Below are 25,058 nucleotides of genomic sequence, written 5' to 3' on the forward strand. Positions count from 1 at the left end.
ACGCCTTGGCCGAGGCGGCCTTCCAACGACGCTTCCACCGTCCACGCAGCTACCTCCACCCGCAAACCAGCAGCCTGGACCACTACCACCGCCTCCTGGCGGCCCTGTTACGCCGCCGCAGAGCGATCACCAGCACACTCCTGGCCCAACTGCTGGGAGTCGGCCGCACCAACCTGTCCAACCAGTTCCAAGACGGCCACCGACTCCTGGACCTGCACCGTGTTGTCGTCACACCGCTACCCGGATCACCCGCCCGCACCCTGGAACAGCTCAAAGCCCGCCTGCCACTCCACGAAGATCGCCCAGCGGATCCACTCTGACAGTTATTCAGATACAAGCCCCTGAGGTTCCGGTGTACTGCCGGCCCACCCCGGCCGAGGTGGTGCCCTTCTTGATGAACCCGGTGTCGTCGATGACCAGCACACCGTCCGGTCCGAGTCGTTCGGCGACGTAGGCACGGACGTCGTCGCGCAGGGCGTCCGCGTCCCGGACACTGCTGTTCAAAAGCCGCTGGAAGCCGTCAGGAGTGCGGTGACCTGCCCATTCCGCGAGCTGCAGCCGTTCTTGCGTGCCGCCTGTCCTAGCAGGCCCCGGACGTAGTCCCGCATCCGCCACCGCAGATCCGCCCGGCCGAACCTGCCAGCAACCCGCCCGAACACCGACTCCAACTCGGCTGCCCAGCAACCGACCTCAGCCGTCCCCTCCCTACCAGAGCGTGGACGCCTGCCGCACCCGGGAAGGCGAGCTACTCCTCGTCGAGCTGGAGGACCTCAACCCCTACCTGTCCCTGGACCTGGTCTCCGATCGGACCCGTGACTCCTTCGTGGCGAGCATGACGGCATCACTCCACCGTTTCCTAGACGCTCGGCCCCGTACCTGAGGTGGCTTACGGGCCCTGAAGAGTGATGCGCTCAAGGAATCGATGTCACAGGAGGGCCTGGGCCGGAACGCAGAGCGAGCCGCACGAGTTGGGGAGATTGGGACGTCTGCCCTGGCCCGTACGGCTCTCTCGCATCGTATCTGCACTGGCATCTCTCGGCGTCGACTCGGTGCGCTCATCGTGGAGTTGGCGCCGGGATGGATGGCGCGGGAGAACTCGCGGCTGCGGGAACACCGAGGCCACGAGCGGCTGCGGGCCGAAGGCGGCGGGCCGGACCATCAACTGGTCTTCACCCATCGGGCGATCGCGACTCTGGTGGTCCTGCGGTTCCAGCTCCCGCACGCAGCCCTGGCCCTCTTCTACGGAGTCGACCGCTCCACGGTCACCCGGGCCGTCCACGAGATCCGCCCGCTGCTGGCGGCGCGTGGTTTCGCGGTGCCCGGCGAGGCCGGGGTACGCCTGCACACGCTGGCCGATGTCTTCGCCCACGCCGCCACGCGGGGCGTTGAACTGCGGATGGAGGGCACCGAGGTGCGAGTGCGGCGACCGCGGGCGGGCAGGCCGGGACGGCGCGCGTTCGTCTCCGGCAAGACACGGCAGAACACCAAGAAGGCCACTGTCATCACCGGCGAGAAGGGCCGCACCCTGTTCACCGGCGCCATCCGCCCCGGTCGCATGCACGATCAGACGGCGGCCAAGAGCGAGGGTATCGAGGACCTCTTCGAGCAGTACCCACAGGTTAAGGCCAAGGTCGATGCCGGATACCGGGGCCTGGCCAAACGGTTTCCCGACCAGGTCCAGGCCCCGCCGAAGAAGCCCGGCAAGGACGCCTCGTCCGCGGAGATCGAGGCGTGGGAGGCCGTGCGGCAGCAGCAGTCCTCGATGCGGATCTGCGTCGAGCACGCCAACGCCGAGCACAAGCAGTGGCGGCCCCTCCAGCGATACCTCGGACGCCGCGAGTACTACGACGAGACCCACCTGGCGATCGCCGGCCTGGTCTCCGACCGCACCGCCAAGCGGTGATCAACCACCAGCCGACCCGCCAGGCCGACACAACCCGATCTCAGTCGCGCACCACACCGTAACCAGCAAGACGTACCTGGCCGCCGACCGGCGCTGCCGACCGATGGCTCCTTCTGACCGCCGGACAGGCCGCCGACAGCCCTCAGTTCATCCCGGTCCCGAGCAGGTGCGAGTCCGTCTGCCCGTCGGCCGTCCCCGCGCCCGGTCGGCCGCCGTGACCGGCGATAAGGCCTACTCCTCCTGGCGGAGGTGGAACGCGAAGAGCGCCGGCACCCTGAAGGCCGCGCCGAGCCCGATGACGATACTGGTCGCGGCAATCTCCGCGGTGAAAGCCGCGATGGCATCGGGCACGCTCAGCGAGAGCCCGAAGACGACGCCGCGGACCGCGCCAAAGCGCAACAGCCCTTCGACTTTTCGATCCTGGACATGTCCTTCTGTCTTGACGTCGGTGACTCTTGCGCTCCGACGTCACCGCACCCCCATGGGTGACCGGTGCGGCGTGCTGTCGCGGTCGGCGGGGCGACACCGCGACGCCAGGGGATCCATCCCCTGGCGTCGCAACTGCGCCATGGCACAAACGCGACGGCGCCGGACTCTTGAGCACGGTTGAGTGCGGCCGGACGATCAGGCGTCTTCCACTCTTCGCAAGCGTCTGAGGAGTCTCCTTGCGCATGGTTCCCATCCCCGGACCCGGGCCGATCGCGCTCGGCGTGGTCACCGCCCTGGCACTCGGGGTCATACCGGCCGCCGCCACCGCCGTATCCGCGCACCCGGCCGGTCCCGTGCCGCCTGCTGGCGCCGCACAACGGTCGCCCGGCAACAGCAGCACGCACACCGTCACCCTGATCACCGGCGACAAGGTCACGATCGGCACGGCTGCCGACGGCACCGTAGTCCGGTCCTTCAAAGGCGCGAACGGAGCCGCCACAGGTTTCCACCGGGCTGTCGTCGACGGCTCGACGTACGTCTATCCCGACGCCGTCCTGCCGTACGTCAGCGCCGGCAAGCTGGACAAGCAACTGTTCAATGTGACCCGGCTGATCAACGACGGCTACGACGACGCGCACACCTCCCGGCTGCCACTTATCGTGCGCTACACCAACGCCGCCGCCAGATCCCGGACCCAGCCGAAGGTGGCCGGCTCGACCGTCGTCCGCCGGCTGGGCAGCATTCAGGGGGCTGCCCTCGCCCAGAACCGCGAACAGGCTCCGGCGTTCTGGTCCGCACTCACCGGTGATGCCGACGCGGCGGCCCGGTCGGCGAAGCCCGCCTTCGCCGGTGGCATCGCCAAGGTCTGGCTCGACGGCAAGGTGAGGGCCAACCTCGCCGACTCGACAGCCCAGATCGGCGCGCAGCGCGTCTGGGCTGAGGGGAACACCGGCAAGGGTGTGAAGGTTGCGGTGCTCGACACCGGTGTCGACCCCGAACACCCCGACCTCGTCGGGCAGGTCGACGACAGCGCCAGCTTTGTCCCCTACGAGCTGGAGATCACCGACTACCACGGTCATGGCACCCACGTCGCCTCGACGGTGGCCGGCACCGGCAGCGCCTCCGACGGAAAGGAGCGGGGCGTAGCCCCCGGCGCCCGGCTGGCCATCGGCAAAGTGCTCGACAACGAGGGCCGGGGCGAGTCGTCCTGGATCATCGCGGGCATGGAATGGGCCGCCCGGGATCAGCGGGCCAGGATCATCAGCATGAGTCTGGGCGGCAGCGGCGACGGCACCGACCCGATGAGCGAGGCGGTCAACCAACTCAGCCGCGAGACCGGAGCGTTGTTCGTCATCGCGGCGGGCAACGGCGGCCCGCGCTCCATCAACAGCCCCGGTGCCGCCGACGCCGCGCTGACCGTCGGCGCCGTCGACTCCGCTGACCGGCTCGCCGAGTTCTCCAGCCAGGGTCCGCGTGACGGCGACGCCGGGCTGAAGCCCGAAATCACCGCACCCGGCGTCGACATCCTCGCGGCCCGCTCCCACTACCGACGGGGCGGTTCGGGTTACTACACCACGATGAGCGGTACGTCGATGGCGACACCGCACGTCGCCGGCACCGCCGCGCTGCTGGCTGCCACGCACCCCGACTGGACCGGCCCGCGGCTGAAGGAGGCACTGGTCAGCAGTGCCAAGGCCACGCCTGCGTACGCCCCGTATCAGGCGGGTGGAGGGCGGGTCGACGCCGTGGCGGCGGTGCGCACCTCGGTCTTCGCGACCGCCAGCGCCTACTCCGGTTTCCACGCGTGGCCCCCGAAGCCGGGAGAGACCGACGTCCAGAAGGTGACGTACACCAATGCCGGCGACGCACCGGTCAGTCTGGACCTGGCGATCGACGCCGCTGCCCCAGCGGGCCTGTTCGCCCTCTCCGAGGACCGGGTCACTGTTCCCGCGCACGGCACCACCTCGGTCGCCCTGACCGCGGAACTGGACCGGCTGCCGGTCGACCAGCCGGTCAGCAGCATGATCATCGGCACGGACAGCACCGGAGCGGTCCGTGCCCGGACCCTGATCGGCGCCGCCAGGGAGGGACAGCGGCAGAACCTGACCATCAACGCGAAGGACCGCTCGGGCAGGCCGCTCTCCGGCAGGGTCCTCCTCACCGCCGACCACCTCTTCACGGTGATGGAACTCGACGAGTCCGGCACCGGTACGGCGCGGCTGCCCGTGGGCAGCTACAGCGGATGGCTCACCGCCGATGTGCGAGGGGCCAACGGGCCGCATTCACTCGGGATGGCGCTGCTCAGCTTCACCGACGTGCAGTTGGACCAGGACCGCACCGTCACCCTGGACGGCCGAAAGGCGCGTCAGGTCTTGGCGCACGTACCGAGGCAGACCACGGCGGTCGCGCCGCGGCTGGACGTCCACCGGTCCTTCACCGACAGCCTGGTCGAGTCCTCCATGCTGCCCGACGCGTCCTACGACAGCATCTGGGCTCTGCCGACCGGCAAGAAGGTCACCGTCGGCGAGTTCGAGTTCGGCGCGCGCTTCCGCCTCGAGCAGCCGGCGCTGACCGTGGGCACGCAGTCGGGAACCTACGACGACCCGCTGGTCAAGCGTGCGGCCAAGCCGCTGCCGGCCGGCACCCGGATGCTGAGGGGTGTCTTCGCCGGCGAGGGTTCGGCCGACGCGCTGGCCGGGCACGACGTGCGCGGCAAGGCCGTGGTGGTGCGGCGCAGCGACACCGTCGCGATCAAGGAGCAGGCGCAGGCCGCGGCAGCGGCGGGCGCGCTGGTGCTTCTCGTCGTCAACGACGGAATCGGCCGACTGCAGCCCTGGGACGAGACTCCGTGGAGCCCTCTGGACCCGGCCCCGCTGACGGTGGCGACACTCAACGCCGACCAGGGCGGTGACCTGATCGACGCGCTCCAGCAGGGCCGCGCCGTGCTGAAGGTGACCTCACAGCCCACCACCGACTACGTCTACGACGTGGTGCACCACTGGTCCGGCGCCGTCCCGGCGGACCCGACCTGGCGGGTGGAGCAGCGTGACCTGGGCCGGGTGGACGTCTCCTTCCGCAACCACCGTCCCGGCAAGGCGAACGAGTTCCGTTACGACGTCTGGCGGGGCTGGACCGCCGGAAACCAGCTCACCGCTCCCGCCCAGGGAGAACGGACCGACTGGGTCACCTCCGACGCCGCCTGGCTGGAGGACGCCATCGTTCCGGGGGAGACCGGCCAGCACTCGGTCGGCGTCCTTCGTTACCCGGCCGGGAAGAGCGCCAAGGTCAGCTGGTTCGGGCCTGTCCAGCGGCCCCGGATGGGCCCGATCGGCTTCCAGCCGGTGCGCTACCTCGACACGATGTACATTCCGGCGCCCGGCTGGGGTGACTCCGGAGCCGGCCACGTCGGGGAAGCCCGCGGCAACCACGACGTCAAGAACTGGATGTCGCTCTACCAGGGTGACCGGCAACTTGACTGGGGCAACTCCGAGTTCCTGCCGGTCCCCGGGCTGGCAGCGGAGCGGCTGCCCTACCGGCTGGTGGTCGACAACGACCGGGGAGCCTGGGCCAACCCGTACTCGACGCACACGCTGACCGAGTGGAACTTCACCTCCGCGGCCACCGGGAGCGCGTCGGCCGAGTCCCTGCCGCTGATCCAGCTCGACTACGGTGTGGACACCGACAGGGCCGGCCGGGCCGGCCGGCGCGCCGAGCTGACGGTGACCGCCTCGCACCTGCCCGGCACAACGAGCACCATCGGCAAGCTCTCTGTCGAGATCTCGTACGACGACGGGGCGACCTGGCAGCGGTCGGAGCCTGCCCGTCACGGTGACCGATGGCGGACCACCCTGAAGGCGCCGAGCTCCGCCGACTTCGTCAGCCTCCGGGTCACCGCCCGGGACAGCGCCGGCAACAGCGTCTCGCAGACGATCACCCGGGCCTTCGGCCTGCGCTGACGTCACCTGAATCAGCCCCCACGCACGGGCGGGTCCGCAGCCGGCGGCCCCGCCCGTCGGCGTTGCGACGCGCCCCCCGGATCAGTCGGGCTGGGGCAGGGCAGCTGTTCGGCAAGCCGGTGAACACCCGTAAGGAGTTCGGCTCCCCGGCCAACTGAGCCGACAGGGGCGGTCTGAGTCGATGCCCGGCACTGAGGACCGCCCCCGTCCCTTCGAGGCCCCGTTGGCCTGTGTTTCCTCTAGAGTCGGGCCCTATGACGCAGGCACCGGCCCCGGACCGCGGCGCGCGGTCCCGTGACGCGATTCTGGACACCGCCGGCGACCTGATGGCGCGCCATGGCTACGCCGCCACCTCCATCTCGATGATCTCCGCCGCGTGCGGTCTGCCGGTCAGCTCGATCTACTGGCACTTCGGCAGCAAGGACGGGGTCTACGTGGCGGTGCTGGAGCGAGCCAGGACCGCGCTGCTGGCGGCCCTGCCCCCGGCCGAGGTGCCGGGCGCCGACGTCGTGCAGCGTCTGGACACCTTTCTCGCGGAGGTCGAGGACGCCTTCCAGCGTCACCCGCACGGTGTGAAGCTGCTGTTGGGGCTGGGCATGGTGCAGCAGGATGCCAGTGCGGCGGCCGTGGCCGAGGTGCGTCACTACCGCGACGCGCTGGTGGCCTGGGCCCGCGATTCGGTGAGCTCCGTCTTCGCCCTGCGTGACCGCCCCGAGGTGGCGGACGAGTTGGCGCGCTTCACCCTGAGGATGGCGAGCGGAACCGCCGTGGCCCGTTGGTTCGAGCCGGGCACCGTCCTGGAGATCGGATCGCTGCGCGTGGCGCTGCTGGCGCTGGCGGCCCACCGCGGCGTTCCGGTGCGGGGCGTCCCGGGCGAGGACGCCCCGCCGCGCACCGTCACGACCAGGGAATGACGACCCGGTACTTGCCGCCCGGAGACTGCTCGGGTGGCTCGTGGGCGCGCTCGACGCTCACCTGGCCCACCCCGTGGGCCGTGAGCAGAGCGGCCACCTCCTCTCGCACCGCCGTCCACAGCCGGTCCCGATCGGCTCCTGCGGCGGACCGGATCCGCACGCGGACACAGGTGGGCGCCGTCTGGACGATCTGGAACAGATCGATGTCCGGGATGCTCTCCAGGAGCGTCTCGAAGGCCATGGGCACGATACGGACGGTGCCGCCGTCGCCGCGCGGGAAGGACAACAGGTCGGCCGCGCGGCCGCGGACCCTGATCGCGGGGAGCGGGTCCCCGCACGGGCACGCGTCCGGGCGCAGCAGGACGCTGTCGCCGAGGTCGTAGCGCAGGATCGGCTGCGCCCATCGGCACAGGCTGGTCAGGAGCACGGTGAAGGACTCCTGACCGGGCGGGGTGGGGCGGTGATCGGCGTCGACGGGCTCCAGGAGCAGCCAGTCGCTGTGGACGTGGAGCCATCCGAACGCGCAGCCGTAGGCCAGGGCGAGGCTCTCGTTGCAGCCGTAGGTGTTGACCACGTGCGCACCGAAGGCAGAGCGGATCCTCAGGTGGTCGCGGTCACCGATGCCCTCGGCCAGCAGTGACACCACAGCCGGGGCGATGCGCAGCCGACCGGCCAGCTGCTCGCCGGCGAGCAGCGCGATCACGGTGGCGTAGCCGGCCAGCAACACTGGGCGACACCGGTTGAGTTGGTCGACCAGGTCGGGCAGCGGGCTGTGCGCCGACAGCACCCGGCTGCCCCGCGCATGCAGGCGGCCGGCCGCGCGGGAGCGGGCGATGACGGCGTACGCGGCCAGATGACCGCTGGTGGCCACGATGTGCGCGGCCCGCATGCGGTGGGCGAGCAACCGGGCCGTCACCGAAGGGGTGAGGGTACGCCGGGCGGCCCGCAGCGACAGGGCCCTGACCACCGCCGACGCGCGGTCGTCGAGCAGGAACAGGCCGCGGTGCCCGGTGGTTCCGGACGTGGTGGTGACCAGGTACCTGCCCAGGAAACGTTCACCGGCCCGTCGGGGATCGGCGACGAAAGCCCGTACGCGGTCGATGGTCACCTCGGGATCGGTGACCCAGTCGTCGAAGCGGGCCATCAGGGTCTGCTTGCGCGTCACCGGCAGCAGGGCGGGGTCCTCGACGCGTTCGGGCAGGGCCCGGTACAGCTCGCGGTAGTACGGGGAGTTGGCCCGGGCGAAGTCGACCATCGCGGCCAGACGCTCCCGCTGCCGGTCGGCCAGGGCGTCCGGGCCCTGCCGCAGCGTCCGGCGCCCGTCCCGGACCAGGGCCAGTGCCGATGTCATCGCACGGCTCCTCGGGGAGTGGGGGAGGGCTGCCAGAAGGCGCAGTGGTGGTCGGCCGCGAACCCGGTGGTGGGTGCGACCCGGTCCGGTGCCAGCACCTGGATGCGGTCCCCGTCGGCGATGTGGCGCGGCCAGGGGGGAGTTCCGGGCGCGTTGGGGTCGCCGGTGGCGACGAAGCGGGCCCAGTAGTCGGTCATCGTCGCGGACAGCCGCCGCTGGGCGGGCGTCAGGGGCGGCAGTGCGTCCGTGGGGAATAGGTAGGCCAGTTCAGAGGCGTGGAAGGCGCCCTGCGGCGTGTGCGGTGCCGGGATGAACGACGGTGCCTGGGGGTCGTGGAACTCGTAGGCATAGAGGGGTGCGCGGCTGCTGTACAGCCGGGCGTCGGCGCGTGCCGGGCAGGCGAACCGCTGGTCGGTGCCGACGGCGGAGTAGGCCAGGTTCGCGGACGGATACGCCGGGGCGGGGTATGTGTCGAGGACCGCGGCCGCGCGGTTGCCGTGCTGGAGCCTGATGAGGGCGGCGTAGGTGTCCGGGGTCAGCGGGCCGCCGCCGAGCAGGTCCACGTACAGCGCGGTGAAGTAGCGGTATTCGTCGTGGGTGCTCCCGTTCAGCGTCGGCACCGCGTTGACGCGCCCCTCGGCCCAAGCCGTCCGGGGTGGGCGGGGGAGGACGCGGGGCCCGGTGTTCGGGGCCCACAAGGATGCGGCACCCGTGCCGGTGGCGCGGATGAGCTCGGCGGTGGGCACGGCACGCAGGCAGTCCGCCGCGGTGGACGGGTCGACGCAACCGACCGAGGCCGCGAAGTCGTTCCCCTTCCGCTCAGCCGCGCCGAGCGGGAGCGGTGTCAGACCGCCAGGAGAGGCGCAGCTTCCGCTCTGCTGGATCGCTCGGTGAAACAGGCCTTTCGCGGTCGGCGAGGCGATGTGGAGGCACGTGTCCGCCGACCCGGCGGACTGGCCGCCCAGCGTCACCCGGTTGCGGTCGCCGCCGAAGGCACCGATGTTGCGCTGCACCCAGCGCAGCGCGGCCTGCTGGTCCATCAGCCCGTAGTCGCCTGAGGCGTGGTCCGCGCTCTCGGCCGACAGGGCGGGGTGGGCGAGGAACCCCAGTGCCCCGAGGCGGTAGTTGACAGTCACCACGACCATGCCGCGCGCGGCCAGCGCCGCGGCGTTGTAGTCGCTGCCCGCGCCGTAGACGTTGCCTCCGCCGTGCAGCCACACCAGCACCGGCAGGGGGCGGCCGCCGGTGCGAGCGGGCGTCCACACATTGAGGTACAGGCAGTCTTCCGTGGTGCTGCCGGTGCGGTTGGACTCGCCGGGCAGGACGGGTCCGCCGTCGGGCAGCAGCGTCAACGGCAGTTGAGCACAGGGGTCGGCCGGTTCGGTGGCGTTCCGCAGGCCGGACCACCGCGCTGCGGGGCGCGGCGGACGCCAGCGCAGCTCACCGGTCGGCGGGGCGGCGAACGGGATCCCCTGAAAGACCCGCCCGCCGTCGCGGACGGCCGCGCCCCGCACCCAGCCGCGGTCGGTGCGCACGACCAGGGAGTCGGGGCCGGAATCGGCGCGGGCAGCAGGCGGGGGCACGGTCAGTGACAGGAGCAGGGCCGCTACGACGGCTGTGGCGCGGGCCAGAGGGTGGCTCGGGCTTGGGGCTCTCATCCGTCAGACTCCTTTCGAGGGGACCACCGGCTTTAGCCGGTGGGGGAATCGAATCCGCTCTTGCGCTGCGGAGCAGCGCAGCGTCTGGTCTTGGACGTGACCTACCGTCAAAAGAGGCGGCATTTTGGTTGTGGCTAGAGGTGACTGCCGGGAGTCGCTGAACCTTCGCGTACCCCCGGGACTTGAAGCGGCAGATCGAGGAATACGCCCACCGGGCGGGCATTTCGATCAACGCTGCCGCGTGCGTGCTCCTCGCCGACGCCTTGCGCCTTGAACGGAGGCGCAAGGGGTGATCCGCGCCTACAAGTTCCTTCTGCGTCCCACGGCCCGTCAGACGGTCGCGCTGGCCGGGATGCTGCGGGAGCACTGCTCGCTGTACAACGCCGACCTTCAGGAGCGCCGGGACGCCTGGCGGCACGGCTCGAAGACGAGCATCAAGTACGGCGGCCAGTCCGCCCAGCTCAAGGAGATCCGCGCGTTCGACCCCGACCGCCAGGGCCGCTGGTCGTTCTCCTCCCAGCAGGCCACCTTGCGCCGCCTGGACAAGGCGTTCGCCGTGTTCTTCCGCCGGGTCAAGAACGGCGAGAAGCCGGGGTACCCGCGGTTCAAGGGGGTCGGGCACTTCGACACCGTCGTCTTCCCCAAGGACGGCGACGGCTGCCGCTGGGACTCCACCCCGCACGATGCGCATACCCGCGTCCGCCTCCAGGGCATCGGACACGTCCGTGTGCACCAGCACCGGCCCGTCCAGGGCCGGGTGAAGACGATCAGCGTCAAGCGGGAAGGCAGCCGCTGGTACGTCGTCCTCGCCTGCGACGACGTCCCCGCCGAGCCCCTCCCAGCGACCGGCGCGGTGGTCGGCATCGACATGGGAACCACGTACTTCCTGACCACCTCCGACGGCGCACACGTCGCCAACCCGAAGTTCCTCGGCGCGGCGGCCGCCGAGCTGGCCGACGCGCAGCGGCACCTCGCCACGTTCCCCAAGCGGACCCGGCAGCGGACGAAGAAGCACCGCGCCGCCGCCCGGAAGGTCGCCAGGCTCCACGCGAAGATCCGCCGGCAGCGCCTCGACTTCCACCACAAGACCGCGCTCGCCCTGGTCCGCGACCACGACGCGATCGCACACGAGCGACTCAACACCGCGGGCATGACCCGCACACCCAAGCCCAAGCCCGACCCCGGCACGCCCGGCGCCTTCCTGCCGAACGGCGCCACCGCCAAGGCCGGGCTCAACCGCAGCATCCTCGACGCGGGGTGGGCGCAGTTCCTCGGAATCCTGGCGAACAAGGCTGAGAGCGCCGGTCGCCTGACGATCCCGGTGGACGCCCGCAACACCTCCCGCACGTGCTTCGAATGCGGGCACGTCGCGAAGGAGAACCGCGTCACCCAAGCGGAGTTCCAGTGCACGGCGTGCGGCTTCACCGCGAACGCGGACCACGTCGGCGCGACGAACGTCCTCAACAGGGCCGGGCTGGTCCTCTGCGACGTGGCCTGGCCACCGACGCAGGAAGCCCGCGCGTTTACGCGTGGGCGGAGTCACCGCACCAGGTGCCAGTAAGGGGGTGGGGGTCATGGCGTGTGCTCGTAGGCGCCGATGTCGCAGGCGGCGCCCTGGGGGCGGGAGACGCCGCGCTGATCGGTGGCCGGGCAGCCGTCGGCCGCGTCCAGGGCAGGGCTGCCCGGCAACAGCGCCGCGGTGTCCGTGGGGCCGCCGTTGTCCGCCGGCGGTCCGACCAGTGGGTCACGGCTGGGCAGATCGCCCGCGGCGGTGAGCCGGCAGCTGCCGTCGCCGTCGATGTTGTGGCCCAGCGACGTGATGGTGGCGAAGGCTTTTTCGCAGTCGGCGGCCGTGCCGTCGACGGTGTTGCCCGCGACGACGGAGTTGCGCAGGGTCATACGCCCCAGTGGCAGATCGACGATGTCGGGGAGGGGCGCGGGCAGGCTGTCCAGGTAGGCCGGCGCGATGTTGATTCCGCCCCCGCCGTCGCTGGAACTGTTCCGCGTGATGGTCGAGTTGAGGATCTGCACGGTTGCCAGTCCACGGATGTCGATGCCTCCGCCGTATCCGCCGAGACTGCCGGGGCGGTTGCCGGGGTTCGTCACCCGGTTGTCGGCGATCGTCGAGTTCGTCACGGTGCCGCTGTCGTCGAATCTGATGCCCCCGGCCTCTCCGGCGGCGTTCCCGCTGACGGTGCTGTCGATGAGATCCAGGTGGGAGTCGGGCACGTTGAAGACGCCGCCGCCGTAGCCGGCGGAATTCCCGTTCACGGCGACCCGACGCAGCGTCAGATGCCCTTCGTTGGCGATGCCGCCGCCACCGGGGTCGGTGAAAGGCAGTTCGCGCTGTCTGGCCCGGCCCCCGGTGATCGTCACATCGGACATGTGGGTGTCCGCCCGCAGGCGGAACACCCGGTCCTGGTGGCCCGCGTCGATGACGGTGCTCCGCGCGCCGGCACCCCTGATCGTGGTGGGCGCGTCGACGTTCAGGTCGCCCGTGGTCGGGTCGGGATGGTCGCCGATGATCAGTCGGGGATCGGGGGGGATCGTCAGCTGGTAGTGGCCGGGAGGCAGCGTGATCGTGCTGCCCGGCCGGGCGTTGGCGGCCATCACCGCGGCACGCAGGCTGCACGCGCCGGACGCGGTGAGGCACCGACCGTCCGACGCCTCGGCGTCCACCGTGTCGGACGTGGTGTCCACGGTGAATTCCGCAGGCCCGGCTTCCGCGGGAGCGGTGGCAGCGGCGGCGGGATGCGCCGCACTGACAAGGAGGACGGCCGCGAGTGCCGCCGGGATCGCTTTGCCTGTCATGGGGTGAACCCCTCTCGGCGAGGAATCTGGGCGTACCAGGACTCGGCTGCTGCGAGGATTTCGTGCTGGAGCGCGATGCGCGGCTCGTACGAGGAACGCGTTGGGCCCGGGCCGACGGGGCTGTGCCGCAGATGACGTCGTCTCCGGTCTGTAGCGAGCGTTCCATTCAGTGCGGCCTCCGTCCAGAGACCGACAGGGAAATGGCCGAATGGAGGCGGCGCGGCTGTTCGGAGCGACAGCAGTCCGCGGAAGCACCGGCACGTTCACTGGGCGGCCTCCGCAGGGCCGGGCAGCGAACCCGCGGTGGCATAACTGCAGCTCCGATGAGCGAACCAACTGTGGCGGCCCGCCGCCCCCCGACCAAGCGCGACGACCAGCGAGAGGCCTCCCGCCGCAGGCTCCTGAACGCAGCGCTGGAGATCCTCGCGGAGGAGGGCTACCGCACGGAGCAACTGGCCGCCGAAGGGCAGGACTGCTCGTAGAGGTCGGGATGGCGCACGAGCGTGGTGAAGATGTTCGCGTCCGTTGCGAACCGGGGGCAGGCCGACGCCCGTCTCGGTGGGTGCCAGGATCTCGTGGACGGACCGGCCGAGCACCTCCAGAGGACTGTGGCCGAACAGTTCCTCGGCCTCGGGGCTCCATCCGACGAACCGCATGCCATCGTCCAGCACCGCTGTCACGCTGTTCCGGCATCAGCGCCGAAGCGGAGGCGTCGTCCCGTGATGCCGGTGCCGCGTCATGGGAGCACGACCGTGTTGCCCGCGGCCAACGCGGTGCCACCTTCCAGGTCACCAGCACCTTGTGGAGGGGCCCACGACTGTGCCGGTGCTGATGAAGGCCCGCAATTAGCTGGGCCGCCCCAGGGGCGCGCAGCGATCCGCTGAGCGCCCTGGGTGCCCGGGAGCCGTAGGTCCTGGGCATCTGGCACGCCGGCCGCCACATCGCCGAGGAACGACATCAGTGAGTCCACGGTGAAGTTCCACGTGGCGAGCAGGTGATCTTGAGCCGCTATCGCGGCCGGGACGGTCCGGACGTCACTCCGCATTCGCGACCGGCAGTTGTGTGCCGACGGACCGGCGCTCGACAGTCAGCCGATCTTGGTCATGCTCCACTGCTGAGGATTGCCGCTGTTGGAGGTGTACTGGATCACCGAGCTGCCCTGCGTGGTGACGTTGCCGTTGTCCAGGGCCTTGCCACTGTGGACGGACACCAGCCGATAGACGCCCTCGGCCAGGACCGCCGGCATGCCGCTGACTTCGACGCAGATCACCGAGACGTCGGCGTGGGGCGCGGTGGCCGGCACCGTGACGTTGATCGTACCGCCGGTGACGGTGTAAGAGAGCGAGGTGGAAGGGGCGTTCAGCAAATGGACGCGGCTGATGGTGTTGTGGACCTCCGGGATCCGGAGGACGCCGTCCGTGGGCCAGTTGAAGACGTGGGCGAACAGCTTGCCGTCCTTCATGGTGACCTTGTCCCAGGACGGCTCGGCAGCGAAGGGGCTGCCGCTGGTGCCGTAGACGCTGTCACCATAGGTGTCCATCCAGGAGGCGAAGCCGTTCAGGACGTTCACGGTGCCCGAGGTGACCGTGCCATCGCCCTTGGGCCCGACGTTGAGCAGGTAGTTGCCGTCCCGGGAGACGACCGTGACGAACTCCCGCAGGAGGTCCCGGACGGACCGGCAGGAGCTCTCCCGCGACTGGTTGTAGCCCCATGCGCCGTTCATCGTGACGCAGGTCTCCCAGGGCCGGTCCAGCGGTGCCGAGGGGACCTTTTCCTCCGGGCACATGAAGTCACCGAGACCGAGGTCGCGCTTGACCCGCTCGTTCACGATGAGTCCGGGCTTGCGGCTGATCAGCCAGTCGTACAGGGCCTGACCGTCCGACTTGATCCACCAGTCGTCGAGCGTCGGGGTGGACGGGTTACCGCACCAGTCGCCGTCGAACCACAGCACGGCCGGGTCGTAGCGGTCCAGCAGCTCCTGCAACTGCGCCTTCATGTCGGCGATGTAGGCGGTGCGGGCGGACTGCGAGGCCATCGTGGAGAAGACGGTGCTGTGGTTGGCGGTCTGCGAGGAGTGGTTCCAGTCCATGATCGAGTAGTACAGACCGAACTTCACCCCCCGGCTCTCGCACTCCGTCTTCGGCTGAGCGAGCAGGTCGGCCTGGTAGCCGCTGTAGTCGTGCAGGTTGTACTCCTTCGTGCCCGTGGTGTCGGTGAAGCTCGCCACGTCGGAGTTCCACATCGCGTAGCCCTCGTGGTGCTTGGCGGTGATCACGAGGTACTTCATGCCGGCGTTCTTGGCCAGCTCGGCGACGGTCGCGGCGTTGAAGGAGGTCGGGTTGAAGGGCGCGCTGACCTGGTTCTGGTAGTCGGCCTTGGACCAGTTCTCGCTGTAGAAAGCCCACTCGCCGTGGTCCAGGTAGGAGTAGGACCCGAAGTGGATGAACATCCCGAACCGGCCCTGGTACCACCAGTCCATCTTCGAGGGGATCGTGTACGCCTCGGCGGCGGAGGGCCACAGGGCCTGCGGCAGCCCGAAGGTCGCCACTCCTCCGGCAAGGGCGGCGGCCTTCATCAAAGAGCGTCTGCTGAGGCGAGCTGAGGACATGGTGCGACTCCATGTGTCAAGGGGAGAGGTGGCAGGGCGTCAGGAGCGGAACGCCGGCATGGTGGCCGTGCTTCGCGTCGCTGGCGTCGTCCAGGGCAGTAAGGGATTGGCCTCCTCACCGGGCGCCGCCTGCGCGCCGGGCGCGGCCGTGGTTGCCATTGCGGGGTGTACGAGGCTGCGGTGTCCAGCGCATGCTGGCCGTCGATCCACACCGGAGGTGAAGGGGAGGAGTTGGGGGCCGCGCGGCGGCCGGAGGGAGGGGAGGCCGAGGGCCGGTGTGGCGCGGCACCGGCCCTCTCGGGCATCGCCGGCTACAGCGCGATGACCTGCCATTCCTGGTTGGATTGGCCGGTGTTGGGCCACTGGATGACGGCGGCGCCGTCGGTGCTGGAGGCTCCGCTGACGTCCAGCACCTTGCCGCTCTTGCGGTTCACCAGCCGGTAGGTGCCCAGGTCCGCGGTGAAGGGGCGGTCGTAGACCTCCAGGTTGCGGATGGAGGCCCATACGCCGGAGGGCAGTCCGGTCACCGTCACCCGAACGTACCTGGCCTGGGCGCTGAACATGGCGACCTGGACCTGGCTCGTGCTGGTGGTGTCAGTGCGGTCGGCCAGCGTGGTCCAGGTCGCGTTGTCGGTGGATCCCTCGATTCTGTACCGGTAGTTGGTGGCGTTGGACTCCCAGGCGATACGAGCGCCGGTGATCGACTTCGTCGCTCCCAGGTCCACCTTCAGCCAGTGCCCGGTGTTGCCGTTGTTCGCGCACCAGCGGGTCGCGGTGGAACCGTCGACGGCCTTCACCGCGGTGTTGCCCTGGGAGGTCTCCTGGCTGCTCGCCGTGGCGGTCCTGCCCGCGGCGACGTCGGCCGGCTGCACGGTCCGGTCCAGCACGACGCCGACCACGCTGTCCTCAGGAACGCGGATGCGATTGATGCCGGTGACGGTCACCTTGCCGCTGCCGTCCACGCTGTACGACAGGTCGGTACCCGAGGCGACGTCGAAGACCCGGGTGACCTGGGCATCGCCGAGGGACGGGGTGGTGAACGACGTGCCGCTGTAGGCGGAGAGGAGGTGGATGTAGAAAGTCTTGTCCTTGTACGTGTAGCCGTACTGGCCGTCGACCGGGTTCCAGGGGCCTCCGCGGGTGCCGTACACGGCGTCGCCGCAGGTGAGCGTGCCGACGAGGAAGATCCGGCGGCGGCCGTAGTCGTCGGCGAGGCTGCCTGCGACCAGGAGGAGGGCGGCCAGATCCAGCGGTGTGCCCAGGACGATCGATACCTCAAGCTGATCGACGAACACCGCCGATGGACCAGGCTGGCCATCAGACAGGACCCTGTGGCCCGGACGCCGATCCGGCTTGCATCGCGTTCACAGCCCCCAGGCGGTGCAGCGGATCCGGGACGAGCGGCGCGGAGCAGCCCGCCGAGCCCCAGCTCCGCCAGCGCCTGGGCGCACTGGACGCTGCACGCCAGCGGGCGGGCCGTGGCGTGTGCGGCCGCAGGCGGGGTGGCGGTGGACGCTGCGTAACCGTGATCGCCGAGCGGCCGGACAACTTGATGGGCATCAGCTGCAACACACCCTGACGGCGGGGCCCGGGGGGAGTGATGCAGGGCGGGTGTATTCGGGAGGCGCAAAGGGCTGGAACGCGGTCAACCCACCCCGCGGAGCAGGATACTGGTGCCTTCCGACGACGTGGCGACCAGGGGAGCGGATTGGTGAACTCTGCCGGAGAAACGGGTGGTTGGGGCGTGGGCGGCGGCCGGGGTGAGCGGCATGCGGTCGTCGTGGGCGGGAGCCTCGCGGGGTTCCTCGCGGCGCACGTCCTGGCCGGGCACGCCGACCGGGTGACCGTCGTTGAACGCGACCGCTTCCCGGGGGGAACGAAGCCGCGGCCCGGCGTACCACAGGGCCGGCATCCGCATGTCCTGCTGGAGGGCGGGCAGTCGGCCCTGGAGTCGCTGCTGCCGGGCTTCCTGGCGGAGCTGCGGGCGGCGGGGGCGCCGCGCGTGGGCATGCCGTCGGACATGGTGCTGTGGCAGAACGGCCGCTGGTTCCGCCGCGTGCCGGCGACGACGCACATCTACACCGGTTCCCGTGCACAGCTCGAGGAACTGGTGCGGCGGCGCGTTCTCGCCAACCCGGTGATCAGCGCGGTGGAGGGGACCGATGTCGTCGGGCTCCTCGGAGACGCCTCACGTGTGCGGGGCGTGCTGCTGCGGTACCGCTCCGGTGACGCCCGAGCAGAGCACCGTGCCCTCGAGGCCGACCTGGTCGTCGACGCCTCCGGCAGCGGCACCAAGGCCCCGCAATGGCTCACGGCCTTGGGGGCCGAGGCCCCGTACGAGGAGACCATCGACACCGGGCTCGCATACGCCTCACGCATCTACCGCGGCAGGAGCGGCGTCCTCGACGGCGACACCGCCGGCTACTACGTCTACCCCAGCCCCGACCAGGTCCACGCCGGCGGTGCGCTGCCGCTGGAGGACGGCACCCATCTGGTCATCGTCTCGGGGCTGCGCGGCGACGAACCGCCCACGGACGACGACGAGTTCGTGACGTACACCAAGAGGCTGCCGCATCCGCTCCTGCACCGGTGGCTGGACGAGTCAGAACCGCTTTCGCCGGCGTTCGGGTACCGGCGGACCGCGAACATCCGCCGCCGCTACGACCTGCCCGGCCGCCGCCCGGCCGGATTCCTCGCCACTGGTGACGCCCTGTGCACCTTCAACCCGATCTACGGGCAGGGCATGGCCGTTGCCGCGATGAGTGCGCTCGCCCTGCGCGACGCGCTGGCCGACCAGCGCCGGACCCCCACCACACAGCGTGTGCAGCGGGCACTCCTCACAGCGTCCCGGCAGGCGTGGGACATCTCCGCAGGGGCGGACCGCAAGATGCCGGGCGCGGTCGGTAACGCGGTCGCCGGCGGGCCCGCGGACCGCGTTGCCGACTGGTACCTGCAGCGCGTCCAGGACTGCTACCCAGGCGACCCCGTCGTAGGGCGCGCCTTCCGCTCTGTACTGACCCTCTCCGCGCCCGTCACCGCCCTGTTCGCCCCGCCCGTGGCCCGGGCCGTCCTCTTCCGCCCGCCCGCGCCGACCCCTGTCGAGCCGCCGACGACACCGGAGGAACCGGAGGCCTGAGCAAGGCCGGCAGCCCGGACATCGACATCGGGAAGCCTTCGTCGTCCTGATCGTCATCCCACTCGCCCTGGCTTTGCCCGACACTCTCGCCGTCGCCGCGGTCGTCATGGTCACTCAGACCCTCGTCGAAGTCCTCGGCATGGTCACCTACGTCCGCCTCGTCCCCCGCCTCATGCCGGCCGCGAGCGAGCCTGCTGCGCTCTGACCTCCAGGGCATGACCTCCGCATCGCCGGCCTTCCCCTGGCGCGTCCGAGGCTGGGGAGGGGAGCGGCAGTCAGGCGCGGCTGGCCAGGTGGGCGTTCCAGTCGCGGCCGGCGCGCCGGGTCCACTGGAGGGTGCTGGTGCACCCGGACCAGGTCGGCGCGCGCGAAGACGATGGCCCTGAAGCCATCCCGTTTCTGTTATGCGCTGTTGAGCTGTCCGTGAGACAAGGCTCCAGCGCCATGTCGATCAGGCCGTCTGGGGGTGCTGCTTGCCGACCTCGACACCGTGGCCGAAGCCCTCGGGGACTGACCACCCTGCCGCGCAGCGCATGGGGCCGGGCCGGACATCGGAGCGGGAACAGGGCCCGGATCGGGATGTGATCCAGCCCGGGGCTCTGCTGGGATGCTTCTTCAGGTCAGTGGGCCTGGGCGGCTGCCTCGGCCTGAGGGGGGAGGGGTCCGCGACATGCTGACCTCGGCATGGTGGTACCACTGCCGGCGCAGTGCTTCCTCTCCAGTCTCCGGGTCCGCGAAGTCGGCCTTCTGGCGGGGCCCTTGCCAGCCGCACGGGCAGACGATCCTGATGCCCGCGGCTCGCGGACGCCCGTCGGCGTCGTCGTACTTGATGCTCCACGCCCAGCTCCGGTCCCGAGCGTTGGCCTCCTCCGTGTCCTCCCACGTGTCCCGCGGCGAGTCCTCCCCCTTCGACAGCACGGCGACCACGAATCCAGTTGGTTGTGACCGCGCTTCCGTGATGGATACGACCGCTGACGGAGTTGTGCCGGCTGTTCGCGGCGATAGAAGCCGTCACGCAGACGGGACCGGAGTCTCCGGCGGGGCGGGAAGCGTCCGTCCCAGGCGGGCGAGTGGGGACAGGGCCATCAGTGCCGGCGACAGCAGCATGCCTGCGGCTGTTACCAGGAGGCTGGTGCGCGTCCCCCACACTTCCGCGAGAAGGCCGCCGAGCAGCGAGCCGAACGGGGTCATCCCCATGCCGGCGAAGGTGATCGTCGCGGCCACGCGGCCTTGCATCCCGTCCGGCGTGACGGTCTGCCGGACGGCCATGACCGTGACATTCACCAGCTGACCGAGGATCCCGAAGACGAAGTTGACCGTAAGGAGCGCGGGAACGGTCACCACAGAGGAGCCGTGCAGTGCAGGCACCAACAGGAGCAAGCAGTCGCCGAGTGCTGCCGCGGACACGAGCACAGTGCCGTATCCGAAGCGGTTCGGCAGGCGGGCGGCCAGCAGTGAGCCCAGGAGCGCGCCCGGCCCCGTCGCCGCGAGTGCCAGCCCGACGGCGGTGCCCGACAGGTGCAGGTCCCGTGGCAGGAACAGCAGATAGACGGTCATCACCGCCGCGAAGAAGAACTGGGCGGCGGCTGACGCGAGGCACACAGTCCGCAGCAAGGTGTCGCCGACGACAAAGCGGAGGCCCTCATGGATCCGCCGCCAGACCCGGGCAGGACCTTCCGAGCGTTCGGGGATGGATTCGCGGCGATCGATCCGTCGGATCGACAGGAACGACAGCGCGAAAAACGCTGCGCTGGAGGCGGCAGCGATCGGCGCCGACAGCACAGACACCAACGCACCGCCGAGGGCGGGACCGCCGATCTGCGCTGCGGACCGACTACCTTCAAGTGCGCTGTTGCCCCACATCAACTGATCGCGTTTCACCAGCCGTACCAAAGACGTCTGGTACGCCACGTCAAAGAACACGGACAGAGCCCCGACGGCGAAGGCAACCACGAGCAGCGCTGGCAGGCCGAGCCAACCGAGGAGGCCGGCCACGGCGGCGGCGCCCAGCGCCAGGGCCCGACCGGCGTCCGTCAGCACCATCAGCGTACGGGTCCGCCACCTGTCCACCCACGCGCCGGCGAAGAGCGACAGCAGCAGGATCGGCGCCTGCCCCACCGCGCGCAGAGCGCCCAACTGGCCGGCACCGGCGTTGAGCGTCAGGACGGCGAAGAGCGGCAGAACCACCAGGCTTGCATGTTCGCCCAGTTGGGAGGCCGTCTGGCCCACCCAGAGCCGGCGGAAGTCGCCGTCCCGCCACAGGCTTGACGCAGCAGGTCGACCGGAATCGGATACAGCGGAGGAAGAGGACGGCACAGGGACCCCTTGGATGACCGAAGACGAGACCCGCCAACCGGCGCACGACAGGTGCACCGACCATTTCGGGCAGCGGGAAAGGAAGGCTCGCTGTGCCGCGCATCAAGGGCAGCACGCGATGACAGGCCGCTCACGGCCTCAAACGTCAACGCGTGCTCGGACGACCGACCATGTCTTCGCTCCTCGTGAGTCACTCGCTGCGCGAACACTAGCTCCCGCTCGGCAGGGCACGAAAGGCGATTAAGGGCCGGGCAGACCGCGGGAGAAGTCCGGCTGTTCGCGCCGGGTCACGAGGGCGGGGCGGCTCAACTGGTCGCTCGGGCCCCGGACGCCGCATGGTGACCGCAGAGCCCTGGACTGGCACCACCTGGACTGCAAGGACCGTTCCGCCGGGGGAGCCCTCCAGTATGCGGATGGAGGCACTTGAAGACGTTCTGTTGCCGGCTCTGAGCCCCAAGGTGCGGCAGCTCATCGCCGGCGAAGCTCCTTGGTGGTCGACGCGGCAGGATGCGGCCCGCCCGGCAGGTGTCCTCGGTGCGAGCGTCCTGCCACGCGAATCCACAGCCGATATTGGCGGCACATAGCCGGGTCACCCGTTGCCGACCGAGCGTTTGTCCGCGTACAAGTGAACGTGGCTCTGGCAAGAGTTTCGTAGCCGGAGATCATCTCGGTCCGGTGGTCGGCGCCGGCGAGCGGAGCCAGTCCACTGGCACTGAGCTTGTCGAGCCAGTCCGGCAGGGGTGCGGCATCACGGGCATCGAGCACGGCGGCGAACTGACGGACAGGGTCGTGGGTGCGGCGGAGCTCTGGGCGGTGCTCGAGTAACCGCTGCGGACGTTGCGCGGTGGGCGGGCCGTGCCGGTTGGGAGCGGTGATGATCCAGCGTGCGGCTTCGCGTGGGGAGGGTGGGCGCTCGTGCGGCTCGAACTCGTGGTGTCGTAGGGGCTGACTGTGACTCAGCAGTTCACCTGGCGGGGCTGGGCGCTCTGGTTGGCGAGCTGAGCATTGCGGCTGGTGAGCGGGTTGATCTCTGTTTGGCGACGGTGCGGATGTCGTTGCAGAGCGGGTGCATAGGATCGCCGGCATGGCACTGCGACCTGTTCAGGTGAACATAAAGGCTCTTGATGCCTCGGCGGTCGGCCGGTTCTGGGCGGAGGCGCTCGGCTGGAGTGCTTACAGCCCCGGCGTGACCACCTACGTCGGACCCGTCGGCGGCCTCGTTTGGCCGGACCCGGTCGCCGTCGGCATCGACGTCGTTCCCGTCCCGGAACCCAAGACGACAACAAAGAACCGTGTGCACCTCGATCTCGCCACCACCTCTGCGGCCCATCAGGCGGAGCTGGTCGCGCGCCTGAAGGCTCTCGGTGCGACGCCCGCCCACGTGGGCCAGGGCAAAGTGCCGTGGACGGTCCTCGCCGACCCGGAGGGCAACGAGTTCTGCGTGCTGGAGCCTCGGGGGATCCACCGGGACACCGGGCCGATCGCCCGGGTGGTGGTCGACTGCGCGGATCCGCGGGCCATGGCCCGGTTCTGGGGTGAGGCGATGGACTGGACCCTGCATGAGGTGACCGACGATCATGCGGTGTTGCGCTCCGCCACGGGTGTCGGCCCGTATCTCGAGTTCCTCCGTACGCCCGGCGTGAAGACCGTGCCGGACCGCGTCCATCTTGACCTGCTGCCGTACCCCGGTGACGACAAAGCAGCGGAGGTGGCCCGGCTGCGGGCTCTCGGCGCCACCGACCTCGACCTCGGCCAGGGCGACGTCCTGTGGACGTGCCTGGCCGACCCGGAGGGCCACGAGTTCTGCGTCCTCGCCCTGTCCTGACGCGGAGCCTTGACGACACCCCGACACGTGAGCCTTGTGTGCTCATGCGCCATGACCCGGGTGGGTTGGGCTGCGGCGTCTCGGTCGATTCGGGCGGCGAGAGCTTGCGTGCAGGGGGCGAGATCAGCTCGCTCGCCGACCACAACACTCAACTCGCCAACTGAAGCGCTAAGTGTTGTGGGACAGGAGGTTATGGACGCCCCTCGGGTGCGTAGACCACCGTTCCCATGAGGGTGCTAAGTGGTCAGCTCCGGAAGTCCTTCGGGGGCTGGCTCCGGAGCCGGTGTCGTGTCTGGCGAAATAGAGGCCGCAGGCGAAACCCCCTGGTGACAACGGATCGGGAGAACCCCACGTGGGCCTCCCGATGGCCGTTGATCTGCGGCACACTGCTGTCGGCCTGCCCACGTTCAGCACGGATCGTTCGTCCTCCTCGACCTCCATCGGCCGTCTCGCCTCTGTACCCGGATGCTGTTCATATTCGAGTCGGCCGGCTGGGGTTGACCCTCGACTTGGTGGAGGGCTCAGGGTTCTGGGTGTGGAGAGCGAGATGCGCAGTATTGGTGAGATGGCCCGGGACAGTGGACTGAGCGTGAGCGCCCTGCGGTTCTACGACGGTGCCGGCGTGCTGGTCCCGGCCTGGGTGGATCCGGTGAGCGGCTATCGCTGGTACGGCCCCGAGCAGCTTGAAGAGGCCCGGTTGCTGGCCCGGCTGCGCCGGGCCGGTATGCCGTTGGCGGACATTCGGCTGGTGCTGGCCGGCTGGTCCAGTGAGGACACCGACCTGGTGCGGAAGCTGCTTCAGGCGCATCTGCGTCGTCTTGAACTGGGGCTGTCCGATGCCCGCATTGAGTTCTCCGCGGTCCGAGCGCTACTCGAATGCAGGGAGAATCCCATGACTTTGTTCCGCACCGCCAGCACCGTCCGGTTGGCTGTCTCCGCGCCTGAGTTGGCCGCGGCGTTGGACGCGGTCCGCTTCGCCGCCGGCACCGACCCGGAGCTGCCGATGCTCGGCGGTGTCCTGTTCGACATCGAGGGTGAGACGCTCCATGTCGTGGCCACCGACCGGTACCGGATGGCAATCGCACAAGCCGGTACCACCGGGCATGGCGGGCCCCGTATGCAGGTCATCGTGCCGTCCCCGCTCGCCGACGCGATGCGAGCGCTGCTCAGTGATGACGCATCCGTCCAGCTCACTGTGGACGATGACCGCGTGGCCTTGGAGGCAGGGGACCGTCAGGCGGCCGGCCGGTGTCTCGATCACGACTTCCCTGATTACCGTCGCCTCGTCCGCCTGCCGGCAGGGCACCGTGCCCTCGTCGATGTCCCGGCTTTCAGGGCGGCGGTGGAAACCGGCCCCGTCCGCGTCAGCGAGGTGCGCGAGCAGGACGGCGTGTCCTGTGACCTCAGCGTGCTCAAGGTGGCGGGCGACGGCACGGTGTGCGTCTGTGAAGACGGTGACGACGGCCAGGGCAACATCGCCGTCAATCGCGAGTTCTTGCTGCATGCCCTCGCCGCCGGGGCCCGGGACCAACTGATTCTGGAGGTCGGCGCCCCTACGGCGCCCCTGGCGATCCGCCGGATCGACGCCGAGGACACCTTTTCGATACTGATGCCTGTCCGCCTGGAAAACTGACTGGTCGGCTTCGGAAGTCCTCAGAGGGCGACTCCGGAGCCGGTGCCGTGTGGCGTTGGGGGCGTCCTCGGGGGTGCTGACGAAGCTGCCGGTGGGCAGGATGGTGTCCTCGTACTTGTCGGTGCTGGCGAGGTAGAGGGCGAAACCCCAGGTGCTGGCGGATCCGCCGTAGCGCAGGCGCATGAGCTTGATGCTGTTGCCGTCGGCCAGTTCGCCGTCGACGTAGGCGAACTGGCCCCGGTAGCGGATGTGTACAGCGGCCAGCTGGGGCCAGGCCGTGCGGGCTCGCGCGGTGAGCTTCTGGACAGGGAGGACTTGGTCGACTCCGGCACGGTGGGCATGGGGGGCATCCTGCCTGGTCGCGGTCTCGGGTGCTGCGGCAGGATCCGACCGGTAAGATCCACTTCTGCTGATCGGCCTGCCTGCCTTGCCCGTTGCCGCCGCCTGCCCGAGATCACTGACCGCCTCGCAGAGGCACCGGCTGAAGACGATGGCCTACGGTCACAAGACTGAGCACC

At 70.0% G+C, this 25,058-nt stretch carries 17 protein-coding genes and 4 pseudogenes; 12 read left to right on the forward strand and 9 right to left on the reverse strand.

All coding sequences use genetic code 11. The features are described from left to right. Positions 1–320: pseudogene (locus ACFVJQ_RS34360) on the forward strand (ISAzo13 family transposase); the annotation flags it as partial. A 19-nt stretch (positions 321–339) separates the two neighbouring features. Here the strand turns inward: ACFVJQ_RS34360 and ACFVJQ_RS34365 are convergent. Next, a pseudogene (locus ACFVJQ_RS34365) lies at positions 340–668 on the reverse strand (transposase); the annotation flags it as partial. Between the two features lie 47 nt (positions 669–715). Between ACFVJQ_RS34365 and ACFVJQ_RS34370 the strand changes: the two are divergent. From ACFVJQ_RS34370 to ACFVJQ_RS34380, 3 genes and pseudogenes are all read left to right on the forward strand, one after another. Next, complete coding sequence (locus tag ACFVJQ_RS34370) at positions 716–880, forward strand: hypothetical protein (protein ID WP_385512374.1); 165 nt, start codon at positions 716–718, stop codon at positions 878–880. 201 nt (positions 881–1,081) lie between these two features. Then, entirely contained in the window at positions 1,082–1,903 is an 822-nt protein-coding gene (locus ACFVJQ_RS34375) for a transposase family protein (RefSeq protein ID WP_385789547.1), read from the forward strand. A gap of 58 nt (positions 1,904–1,961) precedes the next feature. Next, positions 1,962–2,144, forward strand: a pseudogene (locus tag ACFVJQ_RS34380) (IS5/IS1182 family transposase); the annotation flags it as partial. Here ACFVJQ_RS34380 and ACFVJQ_RS34385 read toward each other — a convergent pair. Continuing rightward, positions 2,135–2,302, reverse strand: coding sequence for a hypothetical protein (locus ACFVJQ_RS34385; RefSeq protein ID WP_385512245.1), 168 nt, complete (start codon positions 2,300–2,302; stop codon positions 2,135–2,137). The pseudogene ACFVJQ_RS34380 and the gene ACFVJQ_RS34385 overlap by 10 nt on opposite strands. Before the next feature lie 272 nt (positions 2,303–2,574). Between ACFVJQ_RS34385 and ACFVJQ_RS34390 the strand changes: the two genes are divergently transcribed. Beyond that, on the forward strand, positions 2,575–6,288 hold the full coding sequence (locus tag ACFVJQ_RS34390) for a S8 family serine peptidase (protein WP_385789549.1): 3,714 nt from the start codon (positions 2,575–2,577) through the stop codon (positions 6,286–6,288). Positions 6,289–6,542: 254 nt separating this feature from the next. After that, positions 6,543–7,202 carry a TetR/AcrR family transcriptional regulator gene (locus ACFVJQ_RS34395; protein WP_385789551.1) on the forward strand — a complete coding sequence of 220 codons (660 nt, stop codon included), beginning with the start codon at positions 6,543–6,545 and terminating at the stop codon, positions 7,200–7,202. Here ACFVJQ_RS34395 and ACFVJQ_RS34400 read toward each other — a convergent pair. Continuing rightward, complete coding sequence (locus tag ACFVJQ_RS34400; RefSeq protein ID WP_385789553.1) at positions 7,186–8,553, reverse strand: phenylacetate--CoA ligase family protein; 1,368 nt, start codon at positions 8,551–8,553, stop codon at positions 7,186–7,188. The genes ACFVJQ_RS34395 and ACFVJQ_RS34400 overlap by 17 nt on opposite strands. Next, a complete protein-coding gene (locus tag ACFVJQ_RS34405; RefSeq protein ID WP_385789555.1) occupies positions 8,550–10,211 on the reverse strand; it encodes a carboxylesterase/lipase family protein in 1,662 nt (553 codons plus the stop codon). The genes ACFVJQ_RS34400 and ACFVJQ_RS34405 overlap by 4 nt, the downstream gene beginning before the upstream one ends. A 289-nt stretch (positions 10,212–10,500) precedes the next feature. On the opposite strand from ACFVJQ_RS34405, the gene ACFVJQ_RS34410 reads away from it, so the two are divergent. After that, entirely contained in the window at positions 10,501–11,772 is a 1,272-nt protein-coding gene (locus tag ACFVJQ_RS34410; protein ID WP_385789557.1) for an RNA-guided endonuclease InsQ/TnpB family protein, read from the forward strand. An 11-nt stretch (positions 11,773–11,783) separates the two neighbouring features. Here ACFVJQ_RS34410 and ACFVJQ_RS34415 read toward each other — a convergent pair whose 3' ends face one another. Next, complete coding sequence (locus ACFVJQ_RS34415; protein WP_385789559.1) at positions 11,784–13,022, reverse strand: choice-of-anchor Q domain-containing protein; 1,239 nt, start codon at positions 13,020–13,022, stop codon at positions 11,784–11,786. A 323-nt stretch (positions 13,023–13,345) separates the two neighbouring features. On the opposite strand from ACFVJQ_RS34415, the gene ACFVJQ_RS34420 reads away from it, so the two are divergent. Further along, the gene (locus tag ACFVJQ_RS34420) at positions 13,346–13,504 is read left to right on the forward strand and encodes a hypothetical protein (protein WP_385512376.1); all 159 of its coding nucleotides are present in this window, start codon (positions 13,346–13,348) and stop codon (positions 13,502–13,504) included. 72 nt (positions 13,505–13,576) lie between these two features. Here ACFVJQ_RS34420 and ACFVJQ_RS34425 read toward each other — a convergent pair. The 3 genes and pseudogenes from ACFVJQ_RS34425 to ACFVJQ_RS34435 all read right to left on the reverse strand — a co-directional run. After that, a pseudogene (locus tag ACFVJQ_RS34425) lies at positions 13,577–13,702 on the reverse strand (PAS domain-containing protein); the annotation flags it as partial. 407 nt (positions 13,703–14,109) lie between these two features. Beyond that, a complete protein-coding gene (locus ACFVJQ_RS34430; protein WP_385789561.1) occupies positions 14,110–15,630 on the reverse strand; it encodes an alpha-L-fucosidase in 1,521 nt (506 codons plus the stop codon). Between the two features lie 311 nt (positions 15,631–15,941). Next, complete coding sequence (locus ACFVJQ_RS34435; RefSeq protein WP_385789563.1) at positions 15,942–16,925, reverse strand: discoidin domain-containing protein; 984 nt, start codon at positions 16,923–16,925, stop codon at positions 15,942–15,944. 485 nt (positions 16,926–17,410) lie between these two features. Between ACFVJQ_RS34435 and ACFVJQ_RS34440 the strand changes: the two genes are divergently transcribed. Next, complete coding sequence (locus tag ACFVJQ_RS34440) at positions 17,411–18,766, forward strand: NAD(P)/FAD-dependent oxidoreductase (protein WP_385789647.1); 1,356 nt, start codon at positions 17,411–17,413, stop codon at positions 18,764–18,766. A gap of 73 nt (positions 18,767–18,839) precedes the next feature. Beyond that, complete coding sequence (locus ACFVJQ_RS34445; protein WP_385512262.1) at positions 18,840–18,971, forward strand: hypothetical protein; 132 nt, start codon at positions 18,840–18,842, stop codon at positions 18,969–18,971. Positions 18,972–19,777: 806 nt separating this feature from the next. Here ACFVJQ_RS34445 and ACFVJQ_RS34450 read toward each other — a convergent pair. Next, positions 19,778–21,082: an MFS transporter gene (locus ACFVJQ_RS34450; RefSeq protein ID WP_385789565.1), complete on the reverse strand. Its 1,305-nt coding sequence runs from the start codon at positions 21,080–21,082 to the stop codon at positions 19,778–19,780. A gap of 1,084 nt (positions 21,083–22,166) precedes the next feature. On the opposite strand from ACFVJQ_RS34450, the gene ACFVJQ_RS34455 reads away from it, so the two are divergent. Both ACFVJQ_RS34455 and ACFVJQ_RS34460 read left to right on the forward strand, forming a co-directional pair. After that, positions 22,167–22,907, forward strand: coding sequence for a VOC family protein (locus ACFVJQ_RS34455; RefSeq protein ID WP_385512266.1), 741 nt, complete (start codon positions 22,167–22,169; stop codon positions 22,905–22,907). A 535-nt stretch (positions 22,908–23,442) separates the two neighbouring features. After that, complete coding sequence (locus tag ACFVJQ_RS34460) at positions 23,443–24,540, forward strand: MerR family transcriptional regulator (RefSeq protein ID WP_385789567.1); 1,098 nt, start codon at positions 23,443–23,445, stop codon at positions 24,538–24,540. Positions 24,541–25,058: the final 518 nt, after the last annotated feature.

It is taken from the genome of Streptomyces sp. NPDC127197 (assembly GCF_042672405.1).
GTDB lineage: Bacteria > Actinomycetota > Actinomycetes > Streptomycetales > Streptomycetaceae > Streptomyces > Streptomyces flavusporus.